The following is a 13,469-nucleotide window of genomic DNA, read 5'->3' as shown; positions in this document are numbered from 1 at the left end:
TAAGTTGAGAGGTGAGTTGGCCCCCACGGAGTCTCAGATGTATTGACCGATTACACATAACGGTGTGGATGTTCCCGGTGCATTCGGCGAAACGGTACGCGCCTTGCGCACGGAACGTGTGCTTCTCCCCTTCGCCGTTCAAGGCTTCGGCACGTCACGCGAACGCATTCGCTTGCCGTTTTTCGGCTACGTTCACCTGCGCGTCGGGCGCGATCGCCAAAACCATCCGTTCGCGGACGATCGCTTCATCTTCCAACGCGACGAACGTGGGGAACTAATCGGATTGCGCGTGCCGCGCGGGACGACGTTTGCAGAAGGCGAAGCGCTCGGAACGCTCAACGAGCAGTATCACGTCCACCTGATCGCCGGTCCGGTCGGAGCGGAAGCGAACGCCTTTTCGGTCGTCGAATTTCCTAGTATATAGGGACGAGCGTCCGCCGATCATCTTGCGCGCGCGGTTCGATTATCGGGAGAAGAGATCGCGCTCACCGATTTCGGCTCGGCAAATGGACAAAACGCGCCTTCGATTCCGCCAGAACGACTGCGCATCGTCGTTGAATGTTTCGATCAGATGGACGACAACGCTGCGCGCCGCAGACTCGGCATCTACCGTTTGAGCTATCAACTCATTGATCGAGCTGCTGAGCCAGCAGATGGTTTCGCGCAACCGTTGACGAACATCGCCTTCGACGTTCTGCCCCGTGACGCGCGCGCTGTTCAGATCGCTTACGCCCAAGGGAGCAACGCCGGTACGGTGGTGAAACGGTCTTCGCTTATCAAGTGACGAGCATCGTGCGTGATGGAGAGGCGCGCGAAGATCTCCTCGACGCGACGACTTTGCCGGCAGGCAAATACCTTTTACGCATCGTCGCCGAAGATTTCTTCGGCAATCGCACGACGCGCGATTTCGGGCTAAAGATCAGCGACCGCCAGCGCACATCGAACAACAAGCGGTTAACTACCCGCGAGCTAAGGGCTTGCCTTTCCAGTTTTCGGGGCCGCGGGGCCCGCCTCGCAAAGCGAGAGACGCAATCTGTTGAGCTGGTTGACAACGGCCACACCGGATAGAGCAAACTGTATACGGCTCGCGCAGGATTCGCCCGTGGCGCTTAGTCGCTAATACCAGCACACCATGTCTGACGAAAGGGCACACGCGCGGCGCTCCTCCCCCAATCTTTTGGCAGGGATCGGCAAGCGCCGCCGCGATTCGATGGAACGCGAAGAAGATCGCCAACTTTTCGAGCCGCTTTCCGCGAAGAGAGCCCCCGGAGTTAGACAAGGAGAATTGAACGCGAAAAGGCGCCGACCGGCGCGCTAGCTTTCGGCCCGTCGAACAGGCTATGCTGTATGCCAGAGTTCGGTTTCGGAGAGGACCTTCAATGAAGCGAAATTATCTTTGGTGCCTCGTCATCTTCGCGCTCTTTTCTTCGCTCTTGCCTGTCCATGCGTTGCGTTTCGAGCAACCGCCGAACGGAACCATCCGCACGGCACCAGCGGCCCCGCTCATTCCAGACGAAGTGCGACGAGCCGAGCTTGCTCGCCGACGCGCGCGCGTCGCAGAACGGATCGGGCCGCAAGCGGTTCTGGTTTTGTTCAGCGCCGAGCCGCGCGTCTATTCCAACGACGTTGATTACGAATACAGACAAGAGAACAACCTTTTCTACCTTACGCACTTGAACCAACGCGGAATCAAGCTCGTTTTGATGCCCGGCAATCCGCGCTTTCCTGAGATCCTCTTTCTACCGCGTCGTGATCCGCGACTTGAAACTTGGACCGGACGGATGTACAGCGCGGAAGATGCACAGCGCATCTCCGGCATCAGCGAGATTTGGGATGCACGCGAATTCGAGCCGTTCATGCGCGCGCTGCGTCTGCGTCAACCCTACACACCCAGAGAGGGGGCGCAATTGATGGGTCGCGCTCCTTCCGCAAACGTGACGCCGACGCAAATCGCTTCCACCAGCCCGCCGCTCCCCGCTTCCGCGGCTACGGGATATGAAACCCTTTTCACTGCCGCGCGCAACAACCAAGCTGTCATCCACCTTCTTCTCCCTTTCGACCGCGAGGTGCGCGATGGCGGTGAGAGCCGTGAGTTCCGCCAAGAACAACGCTTCGCCGCGCACTGGGCGCAAGGAGCCAATGGTTACGCCGTTCGCAGTGCATGGCCCATCTTCACTGAGATGCGTGTGGTGAAATCGCCCATGGAACTGCAATTGATGCAACATGCTATTGACATCACCATTGAAGCGCTGCAACGCGCCATGGCGATGGCCTCCGAGGCGCAGTGGGAGTATGAAGTGAGGGCGGAAGTCGAATACGTCTTCCGCCGCCGGAATGCGTTCTGGGGCTACCCGTCGATCGTCGGCTGCGGCCCGAACGCAACCACGTTGCATTACGAAGAGGCGCGCGGGCCGATCAAACCGGACTCCCTGCTGCTCATGGACGTCGGAGCCGAGTACGAACACTACTCGGCTGACATCACGCGCACTTTTCCCGTCAGCGGCAAATTCACGCCCGCACAAGCTGAGATTTACAACCTCGTGCTCGCTTCCCAAGAAGCGGCAATGCGCGCTGTGCGCCCTGGAGCCACGCTGTCAGAAGTTCACGCCGCAGCCGTGGAGAAGATCAAAGACGGCTTGCTTCGCTTGGGATTGATCACCGACAAGAATTCCGATCAATACGCCATCTGGTTCATGCACGGCACGTCACACATGCTCGGCATGAACGTTCATGACGTTGATCTTCCCGGAGCGAAGCTTGCTCCGGGCATGGTCTTCACCGTCGAACCCGGCATATACATTCGCGAAGATGCGCTCGACAATCTGCCGGACACGGAAGAGTACCGGCGATTTCGCCAAACGGTGCGCCCGGCGTTCGAGAAGTACAAGGGCATCGGCGTGCGCATTGAAGACGACGTGCTCGTCACCGAGAACGGATTCAAGAACCTTTCCGCCGCCCTGCCGCGCACTACCGCCGAAATCGAAGGTTTCATCGCCAAAGCGCGCGCCATCCGCGCGGGAGGTCTGCGGTCAGCTTCCATTGGCGCCGCATCCCGATTTGATTCCGACCCCTATCAACGTGCAGAATCTATCTTCGCACCAGCTATCGCGGTCGTCGAAAGTTCGACTCCGTCCGATGCTGGAAGAAGATTTAGGCAAAGGAGATCAAGAGAAGCGATGCCGATCTTCGAGTACGTTTGCCGACACTGCGGCGATAAATTCGAGAAGATCGTGACGACGACGAGTCGCGTCGAATGTCCTAGCTGCCACAGCGAAGAGGTCGAAAAGCAATTGTCGGTATTCTCCGTTGCCAAGAGCGATGTGGACTTCAAAGGAGCGATCGGTCCGTGCAGAACTTGTGGCGACCCACGCGGGCCAGGAGCGTGCTCGCTCGATTGAACGATCGTGTCCAGTGATAAAGGGAAAAGGGTGAAGGAAAGCGCTTTGCTTGAGCTGGCGCGTCTTTACGCCCAAATTGATCGCAGCGTCGAACGCCTCGTTGAAAGACATGCCGCGAGGTTGAACTGCAAGCGCGGGTGTTGCGCCTGCTGCGTGGATGATCTGACCGTTTTCGAAATCGAAGCGGAGAACATACGTCGCCGCCACAGCGTTTTGCTCCGCTCGCAAGCGCCGCATCCAAGTGGCAGATGCGCCTTTCTCGACGCCGACGGTGCGTGTCGCATCTACCAAGATCGGCCATACGTCTGTCGCACGCAGGGGCTGCCGCTTCGCTGGTTGGAGGAAGCGGCTGATGGTCAAATCTTCGAGTTGCGCGACATATGCCCACTTAATGACGACGGAGAAGCGATCGAACAGCTTTCGGAGAATGATTGCTGGACCATCGGCCCGGCGGAAAGCCAACTAGCAAAACTGCAGGCGCTTTTCGGCGGCGGGAAGATGAACAGGGTGCGTCTCCGTGAGCTTTTCGGCTCGAACAAGGCGTTTGAAACAAACACCCAGATACGTGAGGAGAAGCAGCCATGCAATGGGTCCCCGTAGCCAGCAAGGAAGGGAGTGCGTACGTTGATCTCGACAAAATCGTGAAAGTGCAATTCGAAACCGAAAACGGGGCGCTACGTGCGCATCTGTTCGCTGCCACGGGGTCGAACAGCTTGGTGCTCGCCGGCATCGTCGTCGACGCCGAAATCGCCTCAGCGCTTTACCGCATCATTCAAGACCAGTCTTTCTCTTGAAAAATGGGAAACGCGCTCTAGCAGTCAGAGCGCGTTCGACAAACATCCTTCCAGTATCTTCAACGACGGCGAGCACCACCAGTCAATCTGATCTCCTCTTCAATGCGCTCCACGCGGTTGGCAGGGCTCGGGTGGTCCGAGAAGAAACCGCCGCCGCCGCGCATGGTTCGCATGAAGTTCGCCAAACCATACGGATTGTAACCCGCTCGACGCATCAACTGCACTGCGCCGACGTCAGCTTGCGTTTCGGCTTCGCGACTGTAACGTAGAAAGAGCGAATTGAGTCCGAGACCTATGCCAAACCGCGCCAAGGTAGCACCCAAGCCGCTGCCGAGTTGGTTGCTCAAGATTTGCAACGGCGCTTGCGCGAGCATCGCCTTGGAAGCTTGGTTCGTGCCATGTCGCAACGTAACGTGCATGATCTCGTGCGCGAGGACCCCGGCCAGTTCGTCCTCGCTTCTCACCGCACGCAGCAATCCGCTGGTCACGTAGACGTAACCGCCGGGAAGCGCAAACGCATTGACATCGGAGCGATCTATCACGCGAAAGCGCCAAGGAAGCCCCGGCATCGAAGAACGCGCTGCCAGCCGTTTCCCAATCCGCGTCACACGCGGGTCCTCATATGTTCGGTACTGGCGCTCGATCTGCATCGCCGACTGCCGCCCGATTTCGACGTCGTCGCGCAGGGAGAAGAGGTTGAACCCGGGGCGGAGCCGCGTCTGTGCGCTCGCCTCTGTCATCAGCACGGGCGCAGCGCCGAGCGCGAGAACCATCGTAATGATCGCACATATTTTAACAACACCCTTCGCCATCATGATCCTTCCCCCTCTTCGCCGCTTTTTCGGTTGGTTTGGTTTCAGTGCATGAAAATCGCGTGCCAAAAATCGGCGCGCTTCGCGGTCGCAAGCGAAGTTCACGCGCCGAACAACACCACTGCAACGTTCCTCTCCCCGGTCGTGCCCCTATTCGGGGAGAGAGCAAGACCTTCAACGCCCGTGTTTGCACGAAAAGAGGCGATTTGCGCCCGAAAAAGTTCACCTCTGCATGCGATTGCGTCCCGACGCGAAACGGACGCGCAGATGATCAACTCGAAACAACGCTTCAAACGTTCCATCGAATTCGCCATGGGGCGCGGCCTATGTAGAAAGCGGGGGCCGCCCGGAAGCGATAACTGACCCTCGAACTCGCCGTTGACCCCGTCAAGCCTGCTATCGGACGTAACGCACGCGGCAAGCGTTTCCTCTTCCGAACGATCTCAAATACCTATTTGGCTACGAAGAGAAGCGGTCGGCGGAGAGCAATGCAACGCCCTATCCTTTTGCGGCGCTTCACGCTTCGAACCTGCCGGAGATTACATGAAGCGGGTGCACCCTGAAACGATGGAAAGCTCCCCGGTTGAAGATCAGCGGGAGAGGCAGTTCTTCGGTTGAAGATAGGTGGGTTGAGAAGTTAATATCTTTCGCGCGCCCTTGCTCCTCTGGACCACGAACCTAGGGCGCGTGGATTCGGAGGGCGATCAGTCCCCGACTACGGAAGCTTTTCAAGATTCAGCGATAGACGAATGAACAGGCTTTTCGCCATCGTGCTTCTCGTTTTCGCTCTCCCGGGCCAACAATTGAAAGGCCCATCCGGTCCGATCTCTCCGACCGTCGAAGCGACGGTTGTCAACGAAGATGCGTCGCGTGCGCTTCGCGCTTTGCTGGCTACCGCGGCTGAAAAGAACGCCTCGCTCGCGCGCGAACTGATCTGGAACTTCGGCGGACGCATGCACCGCGGCGTGGAAATCTACGTTCCGCTTATCGCGCAAACGATCGGATGCGAGAGCAGCGCCGCGACAGTGGAGTTTGCAGGTGCGCTCTCCGCTTGGCAAGCGCGCGTCGGACTGCCGCGAACCGGCGTGTTAGACGAGGAGACGGTTCACGCGCTGATCTCATCTTGGCAGGAGGAAAGGATCAGAGATCGACAGGAACCGCCGCTAGATCAGCTCGTCGTCGCCCCGCCATCGGACTTCTTCGATCCAGATAGACCTGATGAACTGCGCCGCGTCGAGAAGGAGGCTTATGACGCCTACAAACGCATGTTCGCGGCGGCGCTCGCCGATCCGAGTTCTGGGTTGGCGCGCGATCAATCGAGAAGATACCTGAAGATCATCTCCGCTTTCCGTTCGCGCGAGTATCAAGAAAGGCTTCGACGTATGTCTCCACGTTCCGGAAGAATCGGGCTGGCCATCAACAGCCCGCATTTCACCGGGCGGGCGCTCGACCTATATGTCGGCGGCGCCCCTGTTGATACGGATGACGTCAATCGCGCCATGCAAACGCAAACGCCTATCTATCGCTGGTTGGTCCGCAATGCGCGTCGTTTCGGGTTCGTCCCGTACTTTTACGAACCTTGGCACTGGGAGTATCGCCCGGAACTCACGACCGCTTCGGCGAACAAGTTGACCGCGCGTTGACGCGCTCAGGGCGCATCGTTAAACGAGTCGAGAGCCTTAACTTGTCGGTCGATCCCAGTTCAATTCGAGCTTCGACCGTCCTTTTGGGATGAACCGAAGAGCGAGATCAAAACGAGCGCTAAAACGGAGAGGATGATCGCTGGGATGACCGGATCGATCCCGGTCTGCGCCCCTAACCCGCCGAATTCCCAGATGAGCGTCGTGGCGATCCCGGTGACGATGGAAGCGACGGCTCCCGCCGCCGTCGCACGTGGCCAAATGAAGGCGGCGACCAGCGAGGGCGTCACGCCTGTACCGTAGATCGTGTAGGCGCGAAGCGCGACCTCGAGGAACTTATCCGAGTAGGTCGAGATCACGTAAGCGACCGCGCCGAGCGCAACCACAGTTGCGCGCAACAACCAGACCAACCTCTTTTCGCTCGCCTGTGGATTGATGAAACGTTGATAGATGTCACGGATCAACGCAGTGGCCGGGACCAAAAGATAGGAGATTGCGGTTGACATGATGATCGCCATGATCGTCGTCATGACCAACGCGCCGAGCCAGACGGGGAGATGGTCGCGCGCGACGTAAGCGATGACACGTCCCGGCTGAGCCAACTCGCCGCCGCGCCATTCGAGCGCCGAGGCGACCCACGCTGTCAGGATAATCATCCACTCCATGTAGGCGACGCCGACGAGCAACCATAAAGTCGCCGCCCGCGCCTTGCCTTCCGTTTGCGCTGAGAAAAAGCGCTGGTACATGTTCGCGTCGCCGAGCACGAGAAGCCCTGGCGGCAGGATATAACCGAGCGCTTGCACCCAACCGATCGGTCCGATCAACTTCAAATGATCGGGCGGCAAACTGGCCGCAATCCCCTGATACCCTCCGGCGGTGGACCAGAGATAAGGCAATGTGATGAGAAGACCGACGATCATCGTCACCCCCATCGCCACATCCGTGTAGGCGACCGAGAACATGCCGGCCAGCGCCGTGTAGACGATGATGAATGCGGCAACGATGATCACGGCGAGGCGAAAGTCCAAAGAAGGCATCGTCAGATTGATCACCGCGGCTGCCGCGCGATACTGGTAAGAGACGATGGTCACGGCAGTCATCACAAGCGCAATGACGCCGAGAATGCGCGCCCATTTGTTGTATCGCGTCTCCAGAATGTCTTGTACGGTGATGGCCTCGAAACGACGTGCGCGCGCCGCCAAGAACGAGAGAGCGCCGATGCCGACGAGCGCGCCGAGCGGCAAGATCCATGCCGCAATGCCTACTTCGTACACTTTGCCAGCGTTGCCGAAGATCGACCCAGTGCCGATCCACGTCGCAAGCATCGTCCCGAAGAGGACGAACGTTCCGAGCTGGCGTCCAGCAACCGAAAAATCCTCTTGCCGTTCGACGCCGCGACTGCGGATCGCGCCGATGCCGACCAAAAAGATGAGATAAACGACGATGGTCCAGAAATAAGCGCTGTTCATTTTCGGCTCCGCCGTAAGGTTCGAGGCTCTACAGATTCGCGAGAATGAAATCGGTCATCATCTGGCGCAGGTGCTTCACCAAGAGCGGATCGGTAACGCCGTGACGCGATTTCGGGTAGAGCATCAACTGGAACTGCTTGCCAGCCCCCTGCAGTTCATGGATGAACTGGATGCTGTTCTGCAAATGGACGTTATCGTCGATCGTCCCATGGATCAGGAGGAGCTTGCCGTGTAGGTTCGAGGCCGCACGTATGACCGAACTACGTTGATAACCGTCGGGGTTGTTCTGCGGCATACGCATATAACGCTCCGTGTAGATCGAATCATACAGGCGCCAATCCGTCACGGGCGCGCCGGCGATGCCGATGCGAAAGCTCTGGCTGTGCGTCAAAGCGTAGCTCGTCATATAGCCGCCGAAGCTCCATCCCCACAGACCGATGCGCGAAGCGTCGACGTAAGGCAGGTTGCGCAGATAAGCGATGCCGTCCTCCAGATCCCTCAGCTCCAGCTCCCCGAAGTTACCATAAGCCGCCCACGCCGATTGGGCACCTTTGCCGCTCGCCGTGCGATTATCGCAGATCCAGATGATGTAACCTCGCTGGGCTAGCGATTGGTGCCACATGTAGGTTGACCCGCCCCATACATTGCGCACCGAAGGCGCATGTGGTCCGGAGTAAGTATAGCTCATCACCGGATATTTTCTGTTCGGATCGAAATCGGGCGGTTTGATCATCATCGCTTCCATGATGAATCCATCGCGCGTTTTGACCTGCAAGAACTCTGGTTTCCCGAGTTTGAACTGCCGTAACGCTTCGACGCGATTTTCATCGATGACGCGCACCAATTTCCCTTCCGCATCGAGCAGGCGCACTTGCGTCGGCGTCTGCACATCGCTCCAGTAATCGATGAAACGAGCGTATTGCGGATTGAACACGGCGCGATGCCACCCTTCGGTCTGCGTCAGCCGCATCATGCGGCTCGCGTCGAGCCTGACGCGATAGACGTGTTCGGCGATATGGCTGTGTTCGGTGGCGGCAAAATAGACCCAGCCCGCTTTCTCATCAACGCCGTACAGATCGCGCACTTCCCAGTCGCCGTTCGTCACTTGACGGATCAGCTTACCGTCGGACGCGTAATGATAAAGATGCATCCAGCCGTTTCGTTCGCTGCGCCACAAGAAAGTGCCATCGCGGAGCCAGTACGGGTTGTCAACCGCTTCGACCCACGCGCGCGTCTGTTCGCGAAAAAGGCGCGTCGTTCGCCCCGTCTCCGCTTCGGCAGCGTTCAGATCGAGGAAAGTCTGCTCGCGGTTTTGCGCTTGGAAGACGACGCGCTGCCCATCGGGCGACCAAGCGACGCGCGAAATGAGCAGATCTTCCGGCACATACGAAGCCAAATCGGCCCAGCGAGTCGGGCCGCCAGCGACGCTCACGATGCCGAGCTTGACGAGCGGATTGGGGTCGCCAGCGAGCGGGTAGTGCGTCTGCTCCAGCGCTTGAAGGCGCGGGAGGTGGTCCACCACCGTGAACTGCGGGACGCGCCGCTCATCCAACTGCAAATAGGCGATGCGCGTCGAATCCGGACTCCACCAATAGCCGCGCCTGTTGCCGCGCCCATAAAGTTCCTCTTCGTAAACCCAATCGAGCCTTCCGTTGAGCAGATCATCGCTGCCGTCGGTGGTGAGCGCTCGCTCGCGTCCCGTCGCAAGCTCGACGACATAAAGGTTTGCGGCGCGCACGAAGGCGACGAGTTGCCCATCGGGGCTGAATGTAGCCTCCGTTTCCTCTTCGGGAGTGGCAGTCAAACGCACGACGCGGTCGCTGCCGAGTTCGTAATAGAAGAGATCGTTGGCGTAATTGAGCAGCACGGCAGTGCGCGTCGGGTTGAAGTTGTAGGAGGTTTGCGACGACAGGCGACGCGCTCCGTCAGCGTCGATGCCGGGAACGCGACGAAGCGCCGACTCCATCTTGGCACCGTCGAAGAAGAGTTCTCGTTCTCCCGTAGCGGCGCGCACTTTCCAGATGCGCGTCGTTCCTTCCTTCGCCGATTCGGGCTGTAGGTAGTGCTCGCCGTCTTCCAGCCACGTGAGGTTGAGCGGCGGCGAACCGTTGAAATTGATGCGCTTAACCGGGTCGTAGATGTCGTCAACGGTAAGCAGGCGCTCTTGCGCTCGCGCGCTGAAAGCGACGATCGACAAAGAGAAAGCGAAGATGTAAAGCCTCGTCCGAAAGATCACGCGCTCTTCCCTCCTTCGTGAAGCCAACTGCGACTCTCCAATTCTTAGCTGTGACGAAAGCGTCAACGTGCCGCCTTTTCGCGCGCGCCGCGCGGCGGCGCGTTCTTCACGAACCGATCGAACCACGAGATCATTTCGTAGAGCGCGTGTTCGATCGATTCGCGCGCCTCATAGCCGTGCGATTCGAGCGGCAACATCACGAAGCGAACCGTCCCGCCGGTGCCGCGTATGGCTTGATACATCCGCTCGGATTGCATGGGGAAGGTGCCCGGGTTATTGTCCGCCTCGCCGTGAATGAGCAACAAGGGTTCGTTGATCTTATGCGCGTACATGAAAGGCGAGACGCGAACGTAAAGATCAGGCGCTTCCCATAGCGTGCGCCTTTCGTTTTGAAAGCCGAAGGGAGTAAGCGTGCGGTTGTAGGCCCCGCTACGCGCGATGCCGGCGCGAAACAGATCCGAGTGGGCCAGCAGATTGGCCGTCATGAAAGCGCCGTAAGAGTGGCCGCCGACGCCGACTCGTTCTGGATCGGTGACGCCCATTTCGACGGCTTTGTCGATCGCCGCCTTGGCGCTCATCACAATCTGTTCGATGAACGTATTGTTGACCGTTTCGGGATCGCCGACGACCGGCATGGTCGCGTTGTCGAGCACGGCATAACCGGCCAGCACGAAGAACAGGTGCGATGCACCCACAAACGTGGTCCAGCGTTGAGTGGAGCCGGTGATTTGGCTCGCCGTCGTCTGATCGGTGTACTCCAGCGGATACGCCCACACGACCGTTGGCAAGCGGGTTCCTTCCTTGTAATCTGGCGGCAGGTAGAGCGTGAAAGAACATTGCACGCCATCGGCGCGTTTGTATGTGACCAGTTGCTTTCGGATGGCGCGCAACTGCGGCGTCGGGTCAGCGAAAGAGGTCAACGGTTGCAAATTCTCTTGAACGCCGCGTTCATCGCGCCGACGCACGAAGAAGTTTGGGGGATCCGTAGGAGATTCGCGCCGCGTGATGAATCGCGTCCCATCGTCGCTGAGCAAGGCGACGAAGCTTTCGTAGCTCTGCGCATCGCTGCGAAAGAGCCGCTCCTTCTTCAAGCTCGTCAAATCAACACGATCCAAGAAGGGGCGATCGCCTTCGGGCGAAGCTCCCTGCCCGGCAAGATAGATCGCGCCGCGATGAACGATGATGGCATTGTGCCCTGTCGGCAAAGCGCGCGTGACGGGCGCACCCGGATCGTTGTAACGATCGTTGACGTTGAGCGACCAAAGCACACGCGCCTCTGCGGGACGATCTGCGCTGACGAGAAAGGCGCGACGAAACCGCCGATCACGGTCATAGTCTGAGATCAGCGCCAGACCGCCGCTTTCGAGCCACTGGCTCCCGACGTATCTGTGTTGCGTGCGAAAGATCTCCGTCGGTGGCGCATTGAACGGAGCGCGGAGCATCAAAATGCGATCACGATGTGTGACTCGTCGTCGCGGATCACCCTCGTCGAGCGCTTCGGCCCAAACGAGCGTTGCCGGTTCATCCGGGCGCCACTTGTAATCGCGCGGTCCAGTGCGCACGCCTTCGATCGGAATAGCGTCAGCCAAAGGAAGACTCGCTAGCTTGTAAACCATGCGACCTTGACTGGACCAGACTTCCACTTCCTTCGGGAAATAGCTGATGGGGAGAAGATATGAAAATGGCCGCTGAATGCGCGCGATGAGAATGCGTTTGCCGTCGGGAGAAGGATCAACCAACTCGAAAATGGCAGGAGCGCCGAGCGGCGTTGTCCTACCGGTTTCGGCATCGACCGCGGCGAGCTGCGCTGTCGCGTAGTATTCGAAGAGTCGCTCGTCGTGTGGCGAGCGCAGAAGGTCTTGGAAGGTGCGCGCGGGCGCTTGCCGTCCAGCGCTCTCCATGGCAGTCGGCTCTGGCGGCACCACTGGCGGTGCTGGCACTGGCCCACGCTCGGACGGGACCAGTTGCACAAGCAGCGTGCGCCCGTCGGGCATCCATTGTACAGGGTCGCCATAAACAGCATTGATGCGCACGCCCTCCAGACGACGTGCGCGCCCTGTTGCTGTCTCCACAACCCACAGTTCTATTCGATCGCTGGTGGTGTTCGTAAAAGCGAAGCGTCGTCCGTCGGGGCTCCAAATCGGCACGCCGAGTTTGGCGTTCAGCGGGAGATCGAGCATCTTCTCCTCACCGCTTTCCACGCGCTTCACGATGAAACGCACAAAGTAGGGCGCGCGATGCGGACCGTTGTTCTGTGGATTAACGCGCAATCCAGCCAAGCGCAACATCGGCTGCGCCAGCTCTGAAAGCGGCGGGTAGCGCAACGCTTGCGCGATGATGACGAACTCGCGCGTCGGACCGACGAAAACGGCAGGCGGAAGAGGCGCGTTCAGCACATCGAGGATCGGCTGCGGCGGTTTTTTGTAACCCGTCTGCGCCAGCGCAGGCAGAGCGCAAAGATAGAAGATCACGAGCGGCGCCGCAAGCTTGCGGGGCACGGGCGGAATTGTCATCTTTTTTGTTTCCTCGGTGAAACTCGTCGAGCAAGATGGACCGATGAGAGAAAATAGCACAAAAACTGCCGGGAGCAGAAGATGGCGTTGGGCGTCGAATTGAGTTCGAAGCTCTCACGGCAGAAGATAGCGGCAACCGACCCTAAACCTTGCCTCGGCGCACGATCAGCGCCCAAGTTTGGCTCCTGCTAATCGCAGTCGTATGCGATAGACTCCGGTCCGCGCCGTGATGTAGAGCGTGCGTCGGTCATCATCGCCCCAGGCGATATTTGCCGGAATCTCAGGCGTTTCGATCACTCCGATGCGCTGTCCCTGTGGCGTAAAAATCCACACGCCGCGCGGCCCGGTGCAATAGAGGTCGCCGCGTTCATCGACCTTCAGACCATCAGGCACGCCCGCTTCGCCGCTCCCCGGCAAGACGGCGAAGATTCGACCATTGCCGATTGAACCATCGGGAAGAACCTCGAAGACGCGTATGTGCCCTTCAGCCGAGTCGGAAACATAGAGCTTTCGCTCATCGGATCACGACGGCGCGGAGACCCCTGCCTTCAAGCATGGGGAGGAGCGCCGCCTTGCCTCCTTTCACACGCCTTACATGAAGGCGGGG

General features: G+C 59.1%; 10 protein-coding genes and 1 pseudogene. 6 read left to right on the top strand and 5 right to left on the bottom strand.

Annotated elements, in window-relative coordinates; translation table 11 throughout:
• Positions 1–64: 64 nt before the first annotated feature.
• The 5 genes from C4334_RS13420 (at position 65) to C4334_RS13400 (ending at position 4,192) form a co-directional block, all read left to right on the top strand.
• Positions 65–424 (top strand): hypothetical protein, encoded by a 360-nt coding sequence (locus tag C4334_RS13420; protein ID WP_352432601.1) that lies wholly within the window; start codon positions 65–67, stop codon positions 422–424.
• Positions 425–571: 147 nt separating this feature from the next.
• Complete coding sequence (locus C4334_RS13415; protein WP_352432600.1) at positions 572–784, top strand: hypothetical protein; 213 nt, start codon at positions 572–574, stop codon at positions 782–784.
• Between the two features lie 595 nt (positions 785–1,379).
• Complete coding sequence (locus C4334_RS13410) at positions 1,380–3,398, top strand: aminopeptidase P N-terminal domain-containing protein (protein WP_352432599.1); 2,019 nt, start codon at positions 1,380–1,382, stop codon at positions 3,396–3,398.
• A 30-nt stretch (positions 3,399–3,428) separates the two neighbouring features.
• Positions 3,429–3,998 carry a YkgJ family cysteine cluster protein gene (locus tag C4334_RS13405; RefSeq protein WP_352432598.1) on the top strand — a complete coding sequence of 190 codons (570 nt, stop codon included), beginning with the start codon at positions 3,429–3,431 and terminating at the stop codon, positions 3,996–3,998.
• Positions 3,980–4,192 (top strand): hypothetical protein, encoded by a 213-nt coding sequence (locus tag C4334_RS13400; RefSeq protein WP_352432597.1) that lies wholly within the window; start codon positions 3,980–3,982, stop codon positions 4,190–4,192. The genes C4334_RS13405 and C4334_RS13400 overlap by 19 nt, the downstream gene beginning before the upstream one ends.
• Positions 4,193–4,251: 59 nt before the next feature.
• On the opposite strand, the gene C4334_RS13395 is transcribed toward C4334_RS13400, so the two are convergent.
• On the bottom strand, positions 4,252–5,007 hold the full coding sequence (locus tag C4334_RS13395) for a M48 family metallopeptidase (RefSeq protein WP_352432596.1): 756 nt from the start codon (positions 5,005–5,007) through the stop codon (positions 4,252–4,254).
• 746 nt (positions 5,008–5,753) lie between these two features.
• On the opposite strand from C4334_RS13395, the gene C4334_RS13390 reads away from it, so the two are divergent.
• Positions 5,754–6,647, top strand: a complete 894-nt coding sequence (locus C4334_RS13390; RefSeq protein WP_352432595.1) for a M15 family metallopeptidase — start codon at positions 5,754–5,756, stop codon at positions 6,645–6,647.
• A 59-nt stretch (positions 6,648–6,706) separates the two neighbouring features.
• Here the strand turns inward: C4334_RS13390 and C4334_RS13385 are convergent, their stop codons facing one another.
• The 4 genes and pseudogenes from C4334_RS13385 to C4334_RS13370 all read right to left on the bottom strand — a co-directional run.
• Entirely contained in the window at positions 6,707–8,113 is a 1,407-nt protein-coding gene (locus tag C4334_RS13385; protein WP_352432594.1) for a sodium:solute symporter family protein, read from the bottom strand.
• Positions 8,114–8,141: 28 nt separating this feature from the next.
• Positions 8,142–10,349 (bottom strand): S9 family peptidase, encoded by a 2,208-nt coding sequence (locus C4334_RS13380; RefSeq protein WP_352432593.1) that lies wholly within the window; start codon positions 10,347–10,349, stop codon positions 8,142–8,144.
• Between the two features lie 62 nt (positions 10,350–10,411).
• Positions 10,412–12,862 carry an alpha/beta hydrolase family protein gene (locus C4334_RS13375; protein ID WP_352432592.1) on the bottom strand — a complete coding sequence of 817 codons (2,451 nt, stop codon included), beginning with the start codon at positions 12,860–12,862 and terminating at the stop codon, positions 10,412–10,414.
• Positions 12,863–13,027: 165 nt separating this feature from the next.
• Positions 13,028–13,369: pseudogene (locus tag C4334_RS13370) on the bottom strand (SMP-30/gluconolactonase/LRE family protein); the annotation flags it as partial.
• Positions 13,370–13,469 lie beyond the last annotated feature (100 nt).

It is taken from the genome of Pyrinomonas sp. (assembly GCF_040289685.1).
In the GTDB taxonomy this organism is placed as follows: Bacteria; Acidobacteriota; Blastocatellia; order Pyrinomonadales; family Pyrinomonadaceae; genus Pyrinomonas.
Note: the sequence above shows the minus strand (reverse complement) of the source record. Positions and strands in the feature narration are given on the sequence as shown.

Excerpts from the sequence above, each read along its gene's own strand:
- C4334_RS13390 (WP_352432595.1), top strand. The coding sequence starts at position 5,754 with ATGAACAGGCTTTTCGCCATCGTGCTTCTCGTTTTCGCTCTCCCGGGC.
- C4334_RS13375 (WP_352432592.1), bottom strand. The coding sequence starts at position 12,862 with ATGACAATTCCGCCCGTGCCCCGCAAGCTTGCGGCGCCGCTCGTGATC.
- C4334_RS13400 (WP_352432597.1), top strand. The coding sequence starts at position 3,980 with ATGCAATGGGTCCCCGTAGCCAGCAAGGAAGGGAGTGCGTACGTTGAT.
- C4334_RS13395 (WP_352432596.1), bottom strand. The coding sequence starts at position 5,007 with ATGATGGCGAAGGGTGTTGTTAAAATATGTGCGATCATTACGATGGTT.
- C4334_RS13410 (WP_352432599.1), top strand. The coding sequence starts at position 1,380 with ATGAAGCGAAATTATCTTTGGTGCCTCGTCATCTTCGCGCTCTTTTCT.
- C4334_RS13385 (WP_352432594.1), bottom strand. The coding sequence starts at position 8,113 with ATGAACAGCGCTTATTTCTGGACCATCGTCGTTTATCTCATCTTTTTG.
- C4334_RS13415 (WP_352432600.1), top strand. The coding sequence starts at position 572 with ATGGACGACAACGCTGCGCGCCGCAGACTCGGCATCTACCGTTTGAGC.